Annotated in this window: 18 protein-coding genes and 2 pseudogenes; 10 read left to right on the top strand and 10 right to left on the bottom strand. The window is 43.5% G+C overall.

Going from position 1 to position 17,140, the window contains the following annotated elements; translation table 11 throughout:
• The 6 genes and pseudogenes from BUC05_RS21740 to BUC05_RS12455 form a co-directional block, all read left to right on the top strand.
• A pseudogene (locus BUC05_RS21740) lies at window positions 1-798 on the top strand (hypothetical protein); the annotation flags it as partial.
• A gap of 14 nt (window positions 799-812) precedes the next feature.
• Window positions 813-1,325 (top strand): hypothetical protein, encoded by a 513-nt coding sequence (locus BUC05_RS12480; RefSeq protein ID WP_063609394.1) that lies wholly within the window; start codon window positions 813-815, stop codon window positions 1,323-1,325.
• Between the two features lie 484 nt (window positions 1,326-1,809).
• On the top strand, window positions 1,810-2,199 hold the full coding sequence (locus BUC05_RS21735) for a hypothetical protein (protein ID WP_244153302.1): 390 nt from the start codon (window positions 1,810-1,812) through the stop codon (window positions 2,197-2,199).
• A gap of 11 nt (window positions 2,200-2,210) precedes the next feature.
• Window positions 2,211-2,564 carry a hypothetical protein gene (locus BUC05_RS12470; protein WP_073304840.1) on the top strand — a complete coding sequence of 118 codons (354 nt, stop codon included), beginning with the start codon at window positions 2,211-2,213 and terminating at the stop codon, window positions 2,562-2,564.
• A gap of 198 nt (window positions 2,565-2,762) precedes the next feature.
• Window positions 2,763-3,763: pseudogene (locus tag BUC05_RS21730) on the top strand (polymorphic toxin type 50 domain-containing protein); the annotation flags it as partial.
• Between the two features lie 23 nt (window positions 3,764-3,786).
• Window positions 3,787-4,125 carry a hypothetical protein gene (locus BUC05_RS12455; protein WP_063609395.1) on the top strand — a complete coding sequence of 113 codons (339 nt, stop codon included), beginning with the start codon at window positions 3,787-3,789 and terminating at the stop codon, window positions 4,123-4,125.
• Between the two features lie 75 nt (window positions 4,126-4,200).
• Here BUC05_RS12455 and BUC05_RS12450 read toward each other — a convergent pair whose 3' ends face one another.
• Together BUC05_RS12450 and BUC05_RS12445 are read right to left on the bottom strand one after the other, a co-directional pair.
• Window positions 4,201-4,650 (bottom strand): DUF1569 domain-containing protein, encoded by a 450-nt coding sequence (locus BUC05_RS12450; protein ID WP_063609396.1) that lies wholly within the window; start codon window positions 4,648-4,650, stop codon window positions 4,201-4,203.
• Between the two features lie 346 nt (window positions 4,651-4,996).
• Window positions 4,997-5,419, bottom strand: coding sequence for a thiol-disulfide oxidoreductase DCC family protein (locus BUC05_RS12445; RefSeq protein WP_011246051.1), 423 nt, complete (start codon window positions 5,417-5,419; stop codon window positions 4,997-4,999).
• Between the two features lie 218 nt (window positions 5,420-5,637).
• Here BUC05_RS12445 and BUC05_RS12440 point away from each other — a divergent pair, with 218 nt between their 5' ends.
• The gene (locus BUC05_RS12440) at window positions 5,638-6,153 is read left to right on the top strand and encodes a DinB family protein (RefSeq protein WP_084140051.1); all 516 of its coding nucleotides are present in this window, start codon (window positions 5,638-5,640) and stop codon (window positions 6,151-6,153) included.
• Window positions 6,154-6,284: 131 nt separating this feature from the next.
• Here BUC05_RS12440 and BUC05_RS12435 read toward each other — a convergent pair whose 3' ends face one another.
• Window positions 6,285-7,700, bottom strand: a complete 1,416-nt coding sequence (locus BUC05_RS12435; protein ID WP_063609397.1) for an aminotransferase-like domain-containing protein — start codon at window positions 7,698-7,700, stop codon at window positions 6,285-6,287.
• Between the two features lie 107 nt (window positions 7,701-7,807).
• Here BUC05_RS12435 and BUC05_RS12430 point away from each other — a divergent pair, with 107 nt between their 5' ends.
• Window positions 7,808-8,440, top strand: coding sequence for a LysE/ArgO family amino acid transporter (locus BUC05_RS12430; protein ID WP_011246054.1), 633 nt, complete (start codon window positions 7,808-7,810; stop codon window positions 8,438-8,440).
• A 40-nt stretch (window positions 8,441-8,480) separates the two neighbouring features.
• Here the strand turns inward: BUC05_RS12430 and BUC05_RS12425 are convergent, their stop codons facing one another.
• A complete protein-coding gene (locus tag BUC05_RS12425; RefSeq protein ID WP_011246055.1) occupies window positions 8,481-8,912 on the bottom strand; it encodes an Lrp/AsnC family transcriptional regulator in 432 nt (143 codons plus the stop codon).
• A gap of 121 nt (window positions 8,913-9,033) precedes the next feature.
• On the opposite strand from BUC05_RS12425, the gene BUC05_RS12420 reads away from it, so the two are divergent.
• Window positions 9,034-9,456 (top strand): carboxymuconolactone decarboxylase family protein, encoded by a 423-nt coding sequence (locus BUC05_RS12420; protein ID WP_011246056.1) that lies wholly within the window; start codon window positions 9,034-9,036, stop codon window positions 9,454-9,456.
• A gap of 148 nt (window positions 9,457-9,604) precedes the next feature.
• On the opposite strand, the gene BUC05_RS12415 is transcribed toward BUC05_RS12420, so the two are convergent.
• From BUC05_RS12415 to BUC05_RS12390, 6 genes are all read right to left on the bottom strand, one after another.
• Window positions 9,605-11,008 carry a sensor histidine kinase gene (locus BUC05_RS12415; protein ID WP_073304838.1) on the bottom strand — a complete coding sequence of 468 codons (1,404 nt, stop codon included), beginning with the start codon at window positions 11,006-11,008 and terminating at the stop codon, window positions 9,605-9,607.
• Window positions 10,999-11,661, bottom strand: a complete 663-nt coding sequence (locus tag BUC05_RS12410) for a response regulator transcription factor (RefSeq protein ID WP_011246058.1) — start codon at window positions 11,659-11,661, stop codon at window positions 10,999-11,001. Before BUC05_RS12410 ends, BUC05_RS12415 begins: the two co-directional genes overlap by 10 nt.
• 62 nt (window positions 11,662-11,723) lie before the next feature.
• Window positions 11,724-12,485: a lantibiotic immunity ABC transporter MutG family permease subunit gene (locus tag BUC05_RS12405; RefSeq protein WP_011246059.1), complete on the bottom strand. Its 762-nt coding sequence runs from the start codon at window positions 12,483-12,485 to the stop codon at window positions 11,724-11,726.
• A gap of 4 nt (window positions 12,486-12,489) precedes the next feature.
• A complete protein-coding gene (locus BUC05_RS12400; protein ID WP_011246060.1) occupies window positions 12,490-13,245 on the bottom strand; it encodes a lantibiotic immunity ABC transporter MutE/EpiE family permease subunit in 756 nt (251 codons plus the stop codon).
• 3 nt (window positions 13,246-13,248) lie between these two features.
• Window positions 13,249-13,950, bottom strand: a complete 702-nt coding sequence (locus BUC05_RS12395; RefSeq protein ID WP_011246061.1) for a lantibiotic protection ABC transporter ATP-binding protein — start codon at window positions 13,948-13,950, stop codon at window positions 13,249-13,251.
• A gap of 208 nt (window positions 13,951-14,158) precedes the next feature.
• On the bottom strand, window positions 14,159-15,067 hold the full coding sequence (locus BUC05_RS12390; RefSeq protein WP_050748952.1) for an AraC family transcriptional regulator: 909 nt from the start codon (window positions 15,065-15,067) through the stop codon (window positions 14,159-14,161).
• 146 nt (window positions 15,068-15,213) lie between these two features.
• On the opposite strand from BUC05_RS12390, the gene BUC05_RS12385 reads away from it, so the two are divergent.
• Window positions 15,214-17,139 carry a glycoside hydrolase family 127 protein gene (locus tag BUC05_RS12385; protein WP_011246063.1) on the top strand — a complete coding sequence of 642 codons (1,926 nt, stop codon included), beginning with the start codon at window positions 15,214-15,216 and terminating at the stop codon, window positions 17,137-17,139.
• Window position 17,140 lies beyond the last annotated feature (1 nt).

Below are 17,140 nucleotides of genomic sequence, written 5' to 3'. Positions count from 1 at the left end.
CCGGCGTATTTCCCGTTATTTGCGCGCCTATCGACTTTGCCGGCAAACGCGACCGTCTCGCCGGCAATCCTGACACGGCAACTGAAACAGCTGGTGCCGATCCAATACCAATGGTACCAAGCCCAGCTCCGTACCCAAGCGATTCAAACGGACACGTCGCAAGTGGTCACCATACCAGGATATATGTTTACGGATCAAGAAGTCGCAGCTATCAACACGTATCTTGAGAACAACCCTCCGAACGAGGAGAGATTGAATGAAAATCCCATTGTTACTGGAGTGGTCGACTTTTTCTTCGGTGACTTCCTCACGCTGGCCGACCCAGAAGCTTCGCTTGGGGAGAAAGCCTTGGCAACGACGTTTATTTTAGTGAAGCCAGCGAAAGTGGGAGAAGTAGTATATGACTTGTCGAAAGCGAGGAAGGTGAAGACTGGGGGGAAGGGGAATGTTTTAGATAATGGTACAGCGTGGGGAAATATAAAAATTACTCAACCATTTTATGAAGGAACAAAAATACCAAAATCATTTGAATTAGCGGTAGGCGGTGAAAAATTTTGGGTACACCCAAATGGAACAAAACATATGGTTGAGTACATAACAAGAAATGCAACTACTCATGGTATGCCGATAAATAGTCAAACATTATTGTCAAGCTTCCAAAGTTCTGTGAAAAGTGCTGTTCAAAAAGGTATTAAGTATGAAGAGATTATGAATATAGGCAATTGGGAGCTTGTATTTAGTAAGCCACGTGGAGACGGGTTACTACCAGTAATAAAGCATGCTGTATATAAGCCTTAGAAGGAGACATGTTTATGTTAAAAGTTACAGAATACAAAGAATGTCAGTCTGCAAATATTGAATATGATGTTTATACACCGATTAATATAGAATTCGGTACTTGGGATATATCAAAGGAAGCAACAATATATTGGAGAACTGGGGATTTTAAGAAATCTTTAATTGAAATAGGTATAGGGAAACATACAGGGAATATTCGTTCCATTACACTAACTTTAAGTGAGAATGTATACAATACTGAATTGAACGTTGATTTTAGAAATATAACTTTGATTAAAGGAATGCCTGTTTTTCAGGTTGAAAAATATAATAATAAGACATACATTGATGAAAATGGAAAACTAAATGTCTATATAGGAGGTAATAATATATTAATATCATTCTCGGAAAATGCTATTGTGTCAATTGTACAAAATGATAATATAGGATTTGCTCTAGACAATAACAAAACGGTTTGTGGAATTTTAGTAAGTGGTATGTTGGAACATGAAAGGAATATACTAAAGGATGCACTAGGAATAATGTAAGGACCGTCAAAAACCATAAGTAGACGTAGACCAATTTCGTCCGTTTCCTCGTTCAAGCATGCTTACTAATCCAGCTTTTCAGGTTAGTATATAAATCATATAGAAGATAACGACCCTATAGAGCTGTTTTAAAAGCTACTTTAATAGAAAATGATGTAGATGTATTACGGATTTTTAAAACAAATACAGAATTAAAATTTAGAATAAGGCACTTGATTGTCAAACGGACAACAAGTGTTTTTTTATGAGAAATTATGTTTAACAACATAAAAAAGATTTTATGGAAATTTTAACTTCTAAAGGTTATATCAATAACTTTTTGGTGATTGGTTTAATAGAGAAATATCAACGGTTTGCAAATAGACGTTCAGGCCAATGGAAAGACGTATAAGAACAACATCAGGACCTTTCTAGAGATAGCCGACTTTTATTCGGTGACTTCATCACGCTCGCCGCCCCAGAAGCTTCGCTTGGGGAGAAAGCCTTGGCAACGACGTTTATTTTAGTGAAGCCAGCGAAAGTGGGAGAAGTCATCTATGACTTGTCGAAGGTGAGGAAGGTGAAGACTGGGGGGAAGGGGAACGGCAATCGTGTAGGTAATTTTACAGAAAAAATTAATGCCGATAATATTCCTAACATGACCAAAAATGATATATTAGAGGGGCTACCGAGTAACTGGAAACACACTGAATATAACGGTTTTGTTCATATTAGAGATGCTAATGGAAATATCTGGATGAGAATTGATCCTCCTGACAAAGTTACAAAGTATGACCATGTTCATATATTTGATGAAAGTGGTAATCCGCTTGATGTAAACCTAAATGTTGTGGATAGAAAAAGTCCGGATGCCCATATTCCATATAAAAAGTGAGGTAGGTTAACTTGAATGCACAAAAAATACTAAATGAAATTGAAGAACTGCATTATTGGGATGCTAGAGTTTTGCAAATGGAAGCAAGTTTTTTTGGGGACGAGATAAGAATTGTATTTGAAGACACAGAGTTTAATGTAATCTTACTTTTTACTGGATGTTTAAAATTCTCATTTGTAACAAGTGTTAATGATAGATTGAAACCCTTAAAAGAGTTAACCAAAACTCAAATTCCTTATTTTATTCAAGATATTGAGATTACAGATGTGCAGATTGAGGGGAAAAGTATGTTAAAATGTAACATTTTAATGCCTCCTTTAAATGTAGAAGTTGTTTGTAATACTATACTAATTGATAAAGAATAATAATAAAAGAAACCTTGATTAGCTATGAATGAACTGTCTCCTCGAAAAATGGACATTTTAAAAAAATCCATTTTTCGTTTTTTTTGTCTTCTTTTACAACGAACCCGTTATAACCAAATCAACTAAGAACAGGGAATGTAAAAATGAGTAACGAATGTTAACTGCTCTTGAGCAGAAACAGTTAGAATTTAACCAATACCTGTCAGTGCCATCCTAAGCAATGAACAGGCGCTGCAAGCGTGCCGAGCGCCAGCGATGGGAGCAACCCATGCCGTTACCCCGGCATATTTCCCGTTGTTTGCGCGCCTATCGACTTTGCCGGCAAACGCGACCGTCTCGCCAGCGATCCTGACACGGCAACTGAAAAAGCTGGTGCCGATCCAATACCAATGGTACCAAGCCCAGCTCCGTATCCAAGCGATTCAAACGGACACGTCGCAAGTGGTCGCTACAGGAGAGCATGATTTTACGGATGAAGAAGTTGCAGCCATCCAAGCGTACCTCGAAAACAAACCTCCGGGCGACGGTCCCCTCATAGCCGAGGTTGACGACGAGGTATACAACGAGGTATACAACGATGGGCATTACTCCGGGCCAACCATGGATGCACGTGTCGGCGCCGACGGGATCGCGTATAGAAACGACATCGGTCCCATTATTGCTGCAGCAGCCGACTTTTTCTTCGGTGACTTCCTCACGCTCGCCGACCCAGAATCTTCGCTCGGGGAGAAAGCCTTGGCAACGACGTTTATTTTAGTGAAGCCAGCGAAAGTGGGAGAAGTAGTATATGACTTGTCGAAGGCGAGGAAGGTGAAGACGAGGGGGAAGGGGAATGGCGCTCCTTCTATTGGCAAGAAATCAGTACCTAGCGGACCGTATAGAGAAGTTAATGGATTTCCAGTTAAAGTAAAGCCAGGTGCACAAGAGAAGCATATTCCTCATACTCCAAATTACAAACAAGAACTTGCAAATGAAAAACACAAGAATATCTTCTATGGGGATAATAAGCATAAGAATTACTTGATAAGTTTGCCGGGAAAGGAACCACTGTGACCAAAAATAAAGAGAGAGTTGACTTTGGTGAACCGATAGGTAAATACTATGAGACGGTGACTGGAAAATACGTTGAAACTAATAGGGGAATGATACACTATGGAAAAGATGGTGCTCATATAGTACCAGCAAAACCATCAGAGTAGAATAAATAAGAAAGAGGATATCTATGGAAGCAGATTCTTTATTTAAAACATTAGTAGAGTATGAAGGTGTAGAAATCATATTAGAATGGAACAGTGGATTAAAAATTGTAGGCAAAACAGACACATTTTTTGAGACAGACAATGGATTAGATGATGATGATCCCGATTACACAGAGTATTATGCAGTCGCATTTCAAGTAAATCATATTTTATCCCATCCTACTACTAATGAAGGCAGTGTATATAGTTGGTTGAAACAAGAAAAAAGTACATTGATTGAAATTTCTCTCTATGATGATCCCCCAAGTGCAGTATTTTTATCTGATGGAAAGAGGGTTTGGGGAAGAGAACCATCTAAATAATAGTTGCTATTTCAATTTTGACCTTGATTAGCTAAAAGCTTATCAAGGTCTCTTTTTGGTGGTGCTACTTAATGCCTAAACTTCAAACTGATTTAGATGATGGTCCAGGTGTTTATATAATCCTTTTCCCCATTGTTCAGGAGTCAGTTTACCAAAAAAGGGATGTGGGTGAGACGTGCATTTTTCCGGGCCATTGTTCTGGAATGTTCTAATTTTTTGTTTGAGTTTTCCTTTTTCTGTTTCAAATTCTTTTTCTTCTACAATCATAATTGTAGGAATAGTAGACATATTGTGAGCCATTGGCTTGTCATTATAAAAAATCGGTTTCACAAATGTTCCAATTAATATGCCTAACCAACCTCTTGGGGGAAAGGTTTCTCCCATTGCAATGTCATGGAACGAGGAACAATGAGCTAGCATTTGGGCAACATCCATCTTACCCCATTGAGGGCGTGAATTTGGGCTCAATTTGTCTATCCGGTTCAAGATCTCCGTGGTGTCCGCTTGATTAAAAATGTTTTTCATAAGCTTCTCCTTAAATGAATGACTGACAAGTGTAGAATGAGACAGTTACTAAGCTTAGTATACCTTATACTTGCATACTCGATTTCTTCGGGATTGCTATTCCATTGTAGATACTTTAGAGATCGCATTCATTACGCAATTGATAGATATACCATAACCCTTTTGTAACTCCCCGTGAAACCAACAAAGGCATAAGTCTGGATTTAGGCAGAAGGGGCATATGCTTGGATCTATAGCCGGGAAGAGCGCCATAATTTATATCTGTGTTTGTCTCTTCCTCCTCAAACAATCCCAACAAAAGAGCCGCAATGCCTGGCTCGTGTGCGGCTCCGTTTTTGCTCCACCATCAATCTAAAAAGCGCGTTTTTATTTCAGGGGAGGGGATCATGCATTGCTCTCGTTTGCCGAAGAAGCGGTAACGGTTTCGCGCAAACAAGCGGTAAGCGGGGTCGCGAATGAAGGGAGGGACAAGAATAAGTACATAGAGAATTTTCCATAGTCCCGTTAGTCTTTTGCAAATTCGTAGGACTGCGGTTGATTCGGTTACATACTGCTCTCCTTCAATCAACACGATTGAACGTAGGTTTTTGTCGGAAATGCCTAGTGTGGAGAAATAGGATTCCGCTACCGGCGACTGCAAAGAGGCAAACAAAAAATAACCGTTCTTGTCATGGTTGATAATAAACTGGACTGAATGGTTGCATACATTGCACACGCCATCAAATAGAATAACGGCATGTTTCTTCGGATCGTAAACAGTAGGACCCATTTAGACCACGCCTTTTTTATGTGTTGGTTTAACATTTGCAGATGAATTAAAAACTACTATAGATATTTTTTTATTTGCGATAGGTGGTGTTTGCTGTGGTTAACGTTTGTACGTCCATTTTACCACAAAATAGAAAAAAAGGGATCGTTGCTTGCCTCAAGCAGGAAAGTAGCTTTTTGTGACTATACTCGGTACGCTGACGAGAGGGAGGGATTGCTTTGCATTATCATTTACATAGACAAACAGAGATGGAGCCGCGCGTGAATATGCTCTTTTCGATGGTGGAGGAGAATTACGAGCGACTTCGGGGGCTTTTGGAAAAGGTGTCGGAAGAAGAGCTTTTCTATAAAGGGCCTGGCCAAGCATACAATAGTATTGGCCAGCTGTTGAAGCATTTGGCTTTTGTGGATTTGCAGTGGAATTACCGAATCAAGGAAGAACCTCTTCCTGTCGAGCTTGAAAAAGCATATGGGCCAGAACTTGATGCAACAGGGAAGCTGCCTGCCGTTGAGAGCGGCTCGACCATCGTCGATGTGCTTGATGCTTACGACGTCGTGTTCCAATCTTTTAAGGAAACGTGTCAAACGCTTAAGGATGAAGAGCTGGATAAGATCATCCCATACAACGATCATACAGCGACAATCGGTTGGGGCATTTGGCATATGGCTGACCATAGTCGTTACCATCAAGCCCATCTTGTTTTAATGCGAAAATGGTTTCGGCAGCGTCAGTGATTAAAGCGGCTCACACAGCAATGCCTCTTTTTGTTAGCACAACGTAAAGGGGTTTGGCTAATAGCATGTGCCCCCTAAGGCGAACAGTTGGTTTGCTTTAGGGGGCTTTTTATCTATTTACTGATGTCCCATCAAGTCGTCATCGCTTTGACTGCTTGCGCCAACAAATCGATTCCTTTCTCCAACTCTGGAAGTGAAGCGTAAGCAAACGAAAGCCGCAAATGGTGGTGGTTGTCTCGATCATACAAGTAGCCTGGATGAAGAAGGACTCCTTTTTGCAATAGTTTTAAAAAGAGTGCTTTCGTCACCAGCGGTTGATGGAAGCGGAGCCAGATGTAAAACCCTCCCTTAGGCTTTTGCCAAACGGCTATGTTGTGAAAATGTTTAACTAGCAATGCTTCCGTGAAGGTGGCCCGTTGCTGTAGGTTTTCCCGTAGTTGCTGCATGTGTGTTTCATGGTGTGGCGAAGCGAGCCAAGTGGCAGCGAGTAGCTGTGAAAAGCCGCTGGCCCCGTAATCAAACTGCATTTTTATGTCCGCTAGCCTATCGACGACTGGTTCAGGGGCAACCACCCAACCGATTCTTAATCCAGGGCTGACTGTTTTAGAAAGGCTGCCAAGATATAAGACATTTCCTGCTGTGTCAACCGATTTTATCGCCGGGGGGATGGCGGAAAAAGCGAGCTCATTATACACATCGTCTTCCACAATCGGAATTTGCAAATTTGTCCAATGCTGGTAGAGGTCATGTCTTTCTGCCTCCGTCAATATCGTCCCTGACGGATTGTTTAGCGTCGGGATTGTATAAAACAATCCGTGCTTTTGTGACTTGCTGTACGTTATGTTTTCGGCGCCAGAACGAAGGCGAGAAAGGCGCATGCCTGCTGATTGGAACAAATGCAACGACTCGATGTAAGAGGGCGCCTCGTAGTAAATGGTGGAATGCTGTGGCAACAATCCTAGTGAGATGAGCTGGAGTGCTTGGAGCGCGCCGGAGACGATAAGAATGCAGTCTGGCGATGTCTGGATGCCTCTTTTTTGTAAGTGGACCGCTACTGCATGTCTAAGCGCTTTGTGCCCTTTAGGCTCTGAATACCCGATTGTGCGCGGGTCAAGCGAAATTGATTGCAGCACTTCTTCCAATTGTTTCGTCGGGAGGAGGCTAGGCGATAATTCCCCTGTGCCCAGGCGGATGATCTCTTTTGTTTCATATTCATTAATAAGCTGGATCGTCTGCAAGTTAGGCTGGTGAATGCCTGCTCGTATCCGTTCTTTCCAGTGATATTGACGGGGGAAGAGTGTTTGCCAGCTATTGTGGGCTACATACGTGCCTGAGCCTGTTTTGCTTTCGAGCCATCCTTCTGCTTTTAACTCATCGAGGACATCGATAATCGTTGAGCGGTTGACCCCTAATTGCTCGGCTAATTTTCGTTGAGAAGGAAGCTTTGTTCCTGGTGGCCATTCGCCTTGGTACATGCGGTCAAGCATCCGTGTATAAATTTGTTCAAATAGAGTTGTTTGGCTGTGTCGGTCTAGTTGAATCTCCATGGTGTAATCCCTTCGAAATTGGTTGGGTCTTTTCCCAGCCAATTGGTGGTGTTGTTTTTATTAAACCACAGCTAAGGTAAGAGAGGAAGAGCAAAATCAATAAAAGGATGAAGGCAATGGGAATCGCTTTTTTACATGGCATGATTTTATCCATCGGGCTCATATTGCCCCTTGGTCCACAAAATTTGTTCATTTTTAATCAAGGAGCGACACATAAAAAGCTGTTAAACGCAATGCCAGCTGTCATAACGGCATCATTATGCGATACGGCTCTCATTTTGCTGGCTGTCATGGGTGTGTCGGCAGCGGTGCTTGCTATTCCTGGCCTGCAAGTGTTCTTGCTCGTTTGCGGGTTTGTCTTTTTGCTATGGATCGGCCAATCGATTTGGCGGGCAAAACCTGAACATGCCAGTGCCGTAGATGAAACGTTGTCAATGAAAAAGCAAGTTTTATTTGCTCTGTCCGTGTCAGTTTTAAATCCTCACGCGGTATTGGATACAATTGGCGTCATAGGCACGAGTTCGCTTCGCTATGAAAGTTTAAGTGAGAAAGCGATGTTTGCGCTAGCTTGCATTGCTGTTTCTTGGCTCGCTTTCTGTTTGCTTGCTGCTGCTGGGAAGACGGTGCGGGCGATTGATAAGAGAGGTACATGGCTTGTGCGCGTCAACAAAGTCTCGGCCATTTGCATTTGGGCAATGGCGCTGCTTATTGGCGCCCAACTCGTGCAAATCATTTTTTAAGGAAGAACGATATGTTAGGAGGCTAGCAGCTTTATAGTGGCTAGCCTTCCAGCGAGCAATCGACTTGCGAGAAAATAAAATGAGTTACAGTTGACGCGTACGGGCTTGCAGAATCAATAAATGCTTCGGCGTCGGCAAAGCTTGCAAATTGCAGTTTGAGCAAATAACAAGCTTTGCCTGCGACGCGGTAACAAAATTCGACGTTCGGCAACGTTTGGATATAGTGTTTGAACGCATCATAGCGTCCATGTTTAATCGATGCTTCGACAATGCATTGGATCGGCAAGCCTAATTTCTCATAATCGACTTCAATCGTATATTTTTTGATCAATCCAAAGGATTCCATTCGTTTTACCCGTTCTGCCACCGATGGTGAAGACAAATTGACGCGCCGCCCGAGTTCTGCCATCGACAAGCGGCTGTTTTGCTTTAAAAGCTTTAATAGACTTCTGTCGGTTTCGTCCATTTTCATTTTAATGTATTTCCTTTTTATGATTTCGATTTATAAAGTGAAAACAATAAATTCATTACGTTTCCTATGTTTATCCGAATGATCACTTTATATAATTGAATTGTACAAAGGAGGCAGACAAATGGCAAGAATTGAGAAATCACCTATCGGCCAAACGCCATTCCAACAGTTGCTTGGCCATAATCCGAATATTTTAGAAGCATGGGGAAATTTGGCCGCCCAATTAGAGCGGGAAGGAAGTCTTAGCGCGGAGCTAAAAGAGCAAGTTAGAAGGACACTGGCCCAAGGAAACGGCTGTGCTTATTGCAAGGCGAAAGGAAAGCCAGATCAGCACCACGTTGACGAGAAGACGGTGTTGGCAACTGGTTTTGCGGACGTTTTCCTTAAGAACAGAGACGCGATTGATGAAAAGCTGTTCCAACTGTTGAGTGAGCAGTTTTCTACAAAAGAAATAAGTGAGCTTTGTGCGTTTATTGCCTTTACTACTGCCCAGCAATATTATGGAGCGATGATGGGGTTGGAGGCCGAGTCGCCAAATAGCTAGGAAAGCATATCGGAAGAAAGTGAGCCAAAGGCAGTCCAGGCGTGATGCCAGGATCGGGAGTGCCTCGGTTCCTAAAAAGCACGGTTGCGCTACCGGTGGAAACGGTTATCCGTTCCCCCTCGGTAGCGGCTGTATCCTCCAAGAAAGACTATTCCATTTTCATCCCTTCGTTCCCGTTCTTGGCTGTAATCGGAATCGCTACATATACGGAACCCCCTCCTGAAGCGGCATTCTCAATCGAGAGGCTGCCATTATGAAGCTTGGCAACATTGGAAGCGAAAGTGAGGCCAATGCCGTAATGGTTGTTTGTATGTCTGCTTTTCTCTTCCATAAAAAAGAGCTCTGTCGCTCGCTTTAATGCTTCAGCAGAAAACCCCTTGCCTGTGTCCATCACAGTAAAGTGGAAAGTCGTTGGCGTGCAGGCAGCCTCAATGAAAATAGATCCTTGTTCAGGTGTGTAATCGATCGCATTGGTGACAATGTTTAGCAAAGCACGATGGAGCAGATGTTGGTCGATTTCAGCTGCCGTTAACTCGTTTTTTTGGCAGACGATTTTAACGTTTTTGCTTCCTTTATAGGCTGAAGCGTCTGCCAATAACATTTCAACGAATGGAGCTAAGTCGGTTTTACGTAATGTTAGCGGCAAAGATCCGTCTGTATGAGACAAGTGGATCAATTGGGAAATGTATTGCTCGATTTTATGGACCGCGTTTAAAATATAGTGCGTATACGCCGACTGTTCTTCTTGTTGTCCGCTCAAGCTTAATAATTCTGCATTCCCCTTAATGACCGTTACCGGGATTTTAAGGTCATGGGCGAGGGCACCAATTTGTTCACCTTTGGCTTTTTCCATATGCCACTGCGTGTTCAATGAATGCTGGAGGGACTGTTTCATTTCCAGCAGGGAGTCAATGATCTCATCAAATTCCTTGATTTTAGAAGACTCAGGAGTAAAATCGAGATTTTGCTCTTGAATCTGTTTCGTTATCGAATGGAGTTTTTTAAACTGTTTTTTCATCCTGTTGGCAAAGTGTGTCGTTACAGCAAAAGCGGTCGCAATAAGCAGGATGACGAGCAGGGCGATGCTCGTTAGTTCATAGTTCGGCAAATGCTGCCGCAAGAAAGGGGAACGGAATTCCGCTCGCAATGGGTATTCGATGACGCCTATTTCATCGGGCCGCTCAACAACCATATAGCCAGTTTGGCGAATATGGTTTGTATAGGGTTCATTGGTAAGCATGCTTTGCACAGTTTGTAAACTCTTGTCTGATAGCGTTCCTTTTGTTTTGACGTTTAATTCTTTATCAAAAATGGCGTAAGACATCATTTCAGGGATCATGTTATCCGTCACTTGTTCCACTGTTTCTAATGACGGCCTCAGGTTTTCAGCTTCACGTTCATAGTGATTAGCTGGGTAAACAAAACCTGCATTTAATGCAATGATATGAAGCAACAAGTAGAGGGCGGCCACCGTCGTTAGGCTAACGCCTAATGTTAACATATAAAAAATCAGTTCTCGCCGCAGTGTCTTGTTTGATTTGCCTATTCCCATTTGTATCCGATTCCCCAAACTGTTTTAATCGGGTCGACTTCGTGTTCTTTGCATTTTTTGCGGATGGTGCGGATAAATTCAGTAATCGTGCCATGCAAGGCATTTCCGTCTAACCCATAAATTTCATCGTAAATTTGGTCCCTTGAAAATGTGCGCCCTTTGTTTTGCGCCAAAAAGGCGCAAATTTTATATTCGTTTTTTGTCAAGTTTAGCTTTTGGTTGTTGATATGTACTTCTTTATTGTCAAAATCGAAGACAAACCCTGAGATCACCCGTTTAGTATGGTGTTTTTCCCGGTTTTCCCGGCGCAAATGGGCGTTTACTCGAGCGCTGAGTTCTCGTATGCTAAACGGTTTTGAAATATAGTCGTCCCCACCGCTTGTAAACCCTTCTACGACTGCCGCTTCCTCTGCCTTCGCTGTTAAAAACAGAATCGGGCAATCAACAATAGGACGGATTTTTTCGCATAAGTCAAACCCATTAAGATGAGGCATCATCACATCGAGCAAAATCAGGTCGTAACCCGCAAAAGCGTTAAGAGCGACTTTGTCTGGTTGAGCGATCGTATCGACTTTATGTCCATCACGCTGCAAGATATTTTGGATAAGCACAAGAATGTCTTGTTCGTCATCGACTGCAAGAATGTTTGCCATCTGTTAACCATTCCTTATTGAACGTTCTTTTTACTTGCGAAGGAGAAAAAGCGTCAAAACTCTTATTCTAACGCCTTTTTTCCTTCCCAACGATGAAACCAGATACTGCTTATAACGGTTACGAATAGTATAACAGATGCGACGATCATGAACCCAGTACGCAATTCTTGTTGAAGAAAGGACAAAAAAACAGGTTCCATTTGTTCAAACTCGACGATTCCCGCATACCCGGATAACCGTGTCCCCCAAGCCCATGGGTTGTATTTCCACCAAGCATCGCCTAGCCCTGTGCCCATAAGCGCTGTCATCAGCAAGCCAGCGACGCCAAACAAAGCAGACGCACCAATTCCAAACAAACAACTAACAAAAAAATAGAAAAAATAAAGAACAACGCTTGTGGCAACTAGCCATGCCCCGCCAATCAAAAAAGGCAGAAGCGGTAGTTCAGCATGTGATAAGAGGAAACCTAGCGACAATAACCCGATCGCCAAAAAGATGGATACGCCGTTTAACAAAATTAGAAAGATCATTTTGCTAAAATACGGAATGAGTTTCGGTAATGGGGCGCCGACAATGTTTTGGAAGTGCCCCGCTCGTTCTTCTTGAGAAACCGATAAACCGCACACAAGGGCAACGACAAAAGGCAAGGCAATCGCTAATGGCGTCATAAACAACTCATAGATATGAGCGCCATCGAGTTCCCGGACGTGGAAATAGAGCAGGCATACCGCTGAATACAGCAGTGGAGCAAGTAAGTGAACCCACATAAAAGCAGTGCGTTTCGTTTTAAGAACGTCGGCATATAAACATCGTAGCAGGTGCACGCCTTTATGCCACCTCCTGTTTCGACTTCTGTACAACAGCGAAAGCGAATGACTTTCCAGAGATCATAAGCAATACTGCGAACAACAATAAAGAAAGTATGATAGCAATCGGAATGACAGTCATGCTAAGCAATGGGTCGCCCTCTTCAAGGGGCAAGCCATTTGGGTGGATGCCAATCGTAGGGCTCATTGCTCGGATCGGCCAGCTCCACGGCCATGCCCACCAGTAAGCTTTTGTGGCGGCGATAATGCCGAATGCTAGGCAGCCAAAAAGATTGACGATCAAAGAAACCGCAAAGCCGAATTTTTTGGCAAGCAAGAGACAAAACGGAATTTGCCATAATGTCGTGGCCCACAGTAAGAAGCAAGCAGCGATAACAGGGAAAGGACCGACTGGAAATAGTGGGACAACCATTTCGATCAGAAACATGATTACAAGAAAAATGAGTTGTGAAGCAAGGGAATAAAGGGCAATAACGCTTGCTTTCGCTAGCCAAACGAGCCGCAAATCGACAGGCGCTGAATAGATGCCGTTGTAGTTGGAGGCCTGTTTTTCCCGGACGTGGGCCAAAGCGCAAAACAAAGCAATCATCATCGGCATAAACAAAATCGACCACCAATTGAAGGTGAGATACACAAAGTATTCCATGTTCATAATAAAAGAAAAAGCAACTGTTAAGAGTGGGACGATGCCAATCATTTTTCGCGCAAATGTTCTTTTTAGCTTTAAGTTTTCAGCTTTCATGTATGAGATGAACATTGTTTATTTCCTCCTGTTTGTTTTTACAACTTCCATAAACAGCCCTTCTAAGTCATCTTTGCCTTTGATGCTGTCTTGGTAGCCGAGGCGGCCTTCGCTTATGATGCCAATGTGGTCTGCCATTAATTGGACTTCCGACAAAATATGGCTTGATAAAATGACGGTCATGCCTTTTTGCGGAAAAGACGTAATCAGCTCTCTTAATTCTTGGATGCCAAGTGGGTCCAATCCGTTCGTCGGCTCGTCAAGGATGAGCAATTTCGGCTGATTCAAAAGGGCAATGGCAATGCCGAGCCTTTGTTTCATTCCCATCGAAAATTGGCTAGCTTTTTTCTTGCCAGTATGGGTTAAATCGACGGTATGGAGGACTTCCTCAATTCGTTGTGTAGGGAGCCCGCGCAATAAGGCATGTACTTTCACATTTTCAAATGCTGTTAAATTGCCATAAAGGGGCGGGGCTTCAATCAGAGAACCAATGTCTTTTAACATAGACCGGTTCCAGTGGCTCCCGTCAAATAAAATCTCCCCAGAACTGGGGCGTAAAATGCCCGTTAACATTTTTAGCGTTGTTGATTTTCCCGCTCCATTAGGACCAAGCAACCCATAGATGCTGTTTTTTGGTACGCGTAATGACACGCCTGCTACAGCAGCTTGTTTGCCAAAACGTTTGCTCAGTTGTTTCGTCTCTAACATGATTGTGCTCACAAAGACCTCTCCTTTTCCAAGTCATCATTAACTGAGATAAGGATAGCGGATAATTATCAATAATTAATCAAGAAATGGGGAAATGTAGGTTTCGTGATGCCGTCATTTGGCGAAAGGAAATTTGGGAATAGCGAAGGGTGTGTTGAAGTGGATCAGCGTGTAAGCAAACTTATCGAATTTTAGAGAAAGGAGAAAGGCCCGTTTTTGCCTACTCCTTTAAATTTGTTAAATGGATTCGGTAAAACGCTTTGCGGAATGCAGTCGGCGTCATGCCTTCTGTTTTTTTGAAAAGGCGCATAAAATATTTTTCGTCTTGGATGCCGACGTCAGCAGCAACTTCTTTGATCGTGCGTCTCGTCCGCGATAGGATGTCTTTTGCTTTTGTCATTTTGACAAGTGTAATGTATTTTTGCAAAGACATGCCGATATGTTGTTTAAACTGCCTCGTTAAATAATCTGGGTTGTAATTAAACTGGTCGGAGACGCGCTTAACGGTAAGAGGTTGGTTCGCGTATACCCGAATCCATTCCATAATGTGGGATAAATCGCGTTGAAGGCTTGTTTTCGCAAGAGGCGAAGCATAAGAGGCAATCAGTTGTTCTGACAATTCAATTAGCAATGACGTCATAATATAACTGGCGCCTAAATGAGTGCGGCCACCTCCTTGGGCAAGGTCTGTTAGTTGATTAAACAAAATGTTCAGCCTTTCGATTTCTGGTGGCTTGAAAAACGTCGGTATAAAAATGAATGAAGCAAGAATATGGCTGTACGGTTCTTGGCGAAACCGCATAATCTGTTCGTCCATTTGTTTTTTGTCTAGATACGTTGCACGGTGATTGTCTAAATTAAAGTGAAACCAATAGTAGGATAAGCCAGGCTTAGACGGTTTGATCCCCCTATGTTTAATGCCTTTTTTTAAAAGCAACGTGTGGCCAGGACCGACTTCGTATAGCTGGCCCTCTTGCTCAATGAACAAAGAGCCGCGGATGCCGATCAACAATACATAGCTGTCCAGCGTGCGGGTAGGATGGCAAAAGGGCTTCATTGTTTCGACTCGCCCGGCTGATGCATAACGAACAGGTTCTAGCGCATGAATCATTAAATAGTCGCTTTCCATGGATAAGTCCGCCTTCCCGTATTTTTTTCCATCGTACGAAAGAAGGGCGGAAAAGTCCACCTTTTCTTATTTCCTCGCTACCGACAGCAAAAACAAGGCTTGGTATGATCATTTTTGAAAGGGCTTACAACAAAAGGAGGATGACAATGCTTGAACAACGCACTCGCCATATACACGTAACCGATGATTTTTGGGGGCGTTACATTGACATAGTAAAGGAAAAGGTGATTCCTTACCAATGGGCAGCATTGCATGATGGCATAGAAGGGGCGGCGCCGAGCCATGCGATTGAAAACTTAAAAATCGCTGCTGGCGAAGCCGAGGGCGAATTTCACGGCTTTGTTTTCCAAGACAGCGATGTGGCTAAATGGATTGAAGCGGCCGCTTATACACTTGCCGAAAGGCCTGATCCTGAGCTGGAGCAACGCTGTGATGAACTCATCGCACTCATTAGCCGTGCCCAACAACCGGATGGCTACTTAAATACGCATTATACGATCAAAGCGCCGACAAAAAGGTGGACCAATTTGCGTGACAATCATGAACTTTATGTAGCTGGGCACTTGATCGAGGCGGCAGTTGCTTATTATGAAACGACAGGTAAACAGGCACTTTTGGATGTGGTGTGCAAGTTTGCTGATTTAATTGACCAAGTGTTTGGCCCTGAACCTGGGAAACTTAGAGGCTACGACGGCCATCAAGAAATCGAGCTTGCGTTATTAAAATTATATCGCGTTAAAGGAGATCGACGCTATTTGCGGTTGGCGCAATTTTTTATAGAAGAACGGGGAAAGGAGCCCCATTTTTTCGACGACGAAGCAAAAAAACGAGGCGAGGACGGAACGTTTTGGTACAGCGGTCGATACGAGTATTCACAATCACACCTACCTGTACGGCAGCAACAAGAAGCAACGGGCCACGCCGTTCGTGCCGTTTATATGTACACCGCTATGGCGGATTTAGCGAATGAAACAGATGATGAGCAGTTGGCAAAAGTGTGCCGAACGCTTTGGGACAATGTGACCAACCAGCAAATGTATATTACAGGCGGCATCGGCTCGGCAGAGTTTGGCGAAGCATTTACATTTGCTTATGACTTGCCAAATGATTTGGCTTATACAGAAACATGCGCTTCGATTGGGCTAGTTTTTTGGGCCAAAAACATGCTGGAACTTGAAGCAGACAGCCGCTATGGCGATGTCATGGAACGGGCGCTTTATAATGGCACCATCAGCGGCATCCAGCTTGATGGAACGAAGTTTTTCTATGTCAACCCCCTTGAAGTGTGGCCACAAGCTGCCAAGCACCGCCACGATTTAAAGCATGTCAAAACAGAGCGCCAGCCGTGGTTTGGCTGTGCCTGTTGCCCGCCCAATATAGCGAGGCTGCTGGCTTCTATTGGTCAATATATTTACACAACGAAAAATCAAACTGGATTTATCCACCTTTATATCGGAAACGAATCGACGCTCACAATCGGTTCAGGTGAAGTGGGACTAAAAATGAAGTCTTCCTTTCCATGGAAAGGAGAGGTGGGATTGGAAGTAAACCCGGACACGAGCAGGCCATTTACGCTTGCCTTCCGTATTCCGAGCTGGGCAAACGACTATCAACTCACGGTCAATGGCCACTTTGTCGATGTGGAAGTCCGCGACGGCTACGCTTACGTGGAACGGACTTGGCAAAAAGGCGACCATATTTCGATCCAGTTTCCGCTGGAAACGAAAGTGATCTATGCTCATCCCGAGGTGAGAGCCAACGCTGGCAAAATTGCGTTGCAACGGGGCCCGATTGTTTTTTGTGCGGAAGAAGCAGACAACGGCAGCAACTTGCAAAGTGTGGCAATCCGCTGCCAGGAAAACATCGACGCGTCCTTTGACACTGATCGCTTAAATGGCGTGATCGTGCTCGAAGGAAAAGGCGTTCGTACAGTCACAGCCAATGCAAACGGGTCTCTCTATTTAGCTAAAGAGGCGTTGCAAACAGAAGAAGTGACATTGCAGTTCATCCCTTATTATGCCTGGGCCAACCGCGGCGAAGGCGAGATGGCTGTTTGGCTGCGCCATAGATAGC

The organism is Shouchella rhizosphaerae, from assembly GCF_900142675.1.
GTDB lineage: Bacteria > Bacillota > Bacilli > Bacillales > Bacillaceae_D > Shouchella > Shouchella rhizosphaerae.
Note: the sequence above shows the minus strand (reverse complement) of the source record. Positions and strands in the feature narration are given on the sequence as shown.

Coding starts and splice junctions, on each gene's coding strand:
- BUC05_RS12400 (WP_011246060.1), bottom strand. CDS start 13,245: ATGTTCATCTCATACATGAAAGCTGAAAACTTAAAGCTAAAAAGAACA.
- BUC05_RS12385 (WP_011246063.1), top strand. CDS start 15,214: ATGCTTGAACAACGCACTCGCCATATACACGTAACCGATGATTTTTGG.
- BUC05_RS12415 (WP_073304838.1), bottom strand. CDS start 11,008: ATGGGAATAGGCAAATCAAACAAGACACTGCGGCGAGAACTGATTTTT.
- BUC05_RS12390 (WP_050748952.1), bottom strand. CDS start 15,067: ATGGAAAGCGACTATTTAATGATTCATGCGCTAGAACCTGTTCGTTAT.
- BUC05_RS12410 (WP_011246058.1), bottom strand. CDS start 11,661: ATGGCAAACATTCTTGCAGTCGATGACGAACAAGACATTCTTGTGCTT.
- BUC05_RS12450 (WP_063609396.1), bottom strand. CDS start 4,650: ATGAAAAACATTTTTAATCAAGCGGACACCACGGAGATCTTGAACCGG.
- BUC05_RS12480 (WP_063609394.1), top strand. CDS start 813: ATGTTAAAAGTTACAGAATACAAAGAATGTCAGTCTGCAAATATTGAA.
- BUC05_RS12435 (WP_063609397.1), bottom strand. CDS start 7,700: ATGGAGATTCAACTAGACCGACACAGCCAAACAACTCTATTTGAACAA.
- BUC05_RS12455 (WP_063609395.1), top strand. CDS start 3,787: ATGGAAGCAGATTCTTTATTTAAAACATTAGTAGAGTATGAAGGTGTA.
- BUC05_RS12420 (WP_011246056.1), top strand. CDS start 9,034: ATGGCAAGAATTGAGAAATCACCTATCGGCCAAACGCCATTCCAACAG.
- BUC05_RS12445 (WP_011246051.1), bottom strand. CDS start 5,419: ATGGGTCCTACTGTTTACGATCCGAAGAAACATGCCGTTATTCTATTT.
- BUC05_RS12430 (WP_011246054.1), top strand. CDS start 7,808: ATGAAGGCAATGGGAATCGCTTTTTTACATGGCATGATTTTATCCATC.
- BUC05_RS12425 (WP_011246055.1), bottom strand. CDS start 8,912: ATGAAAATGGACGAAACCGACAGAAGTCTATTAAAGCTTTTAAAGCAA.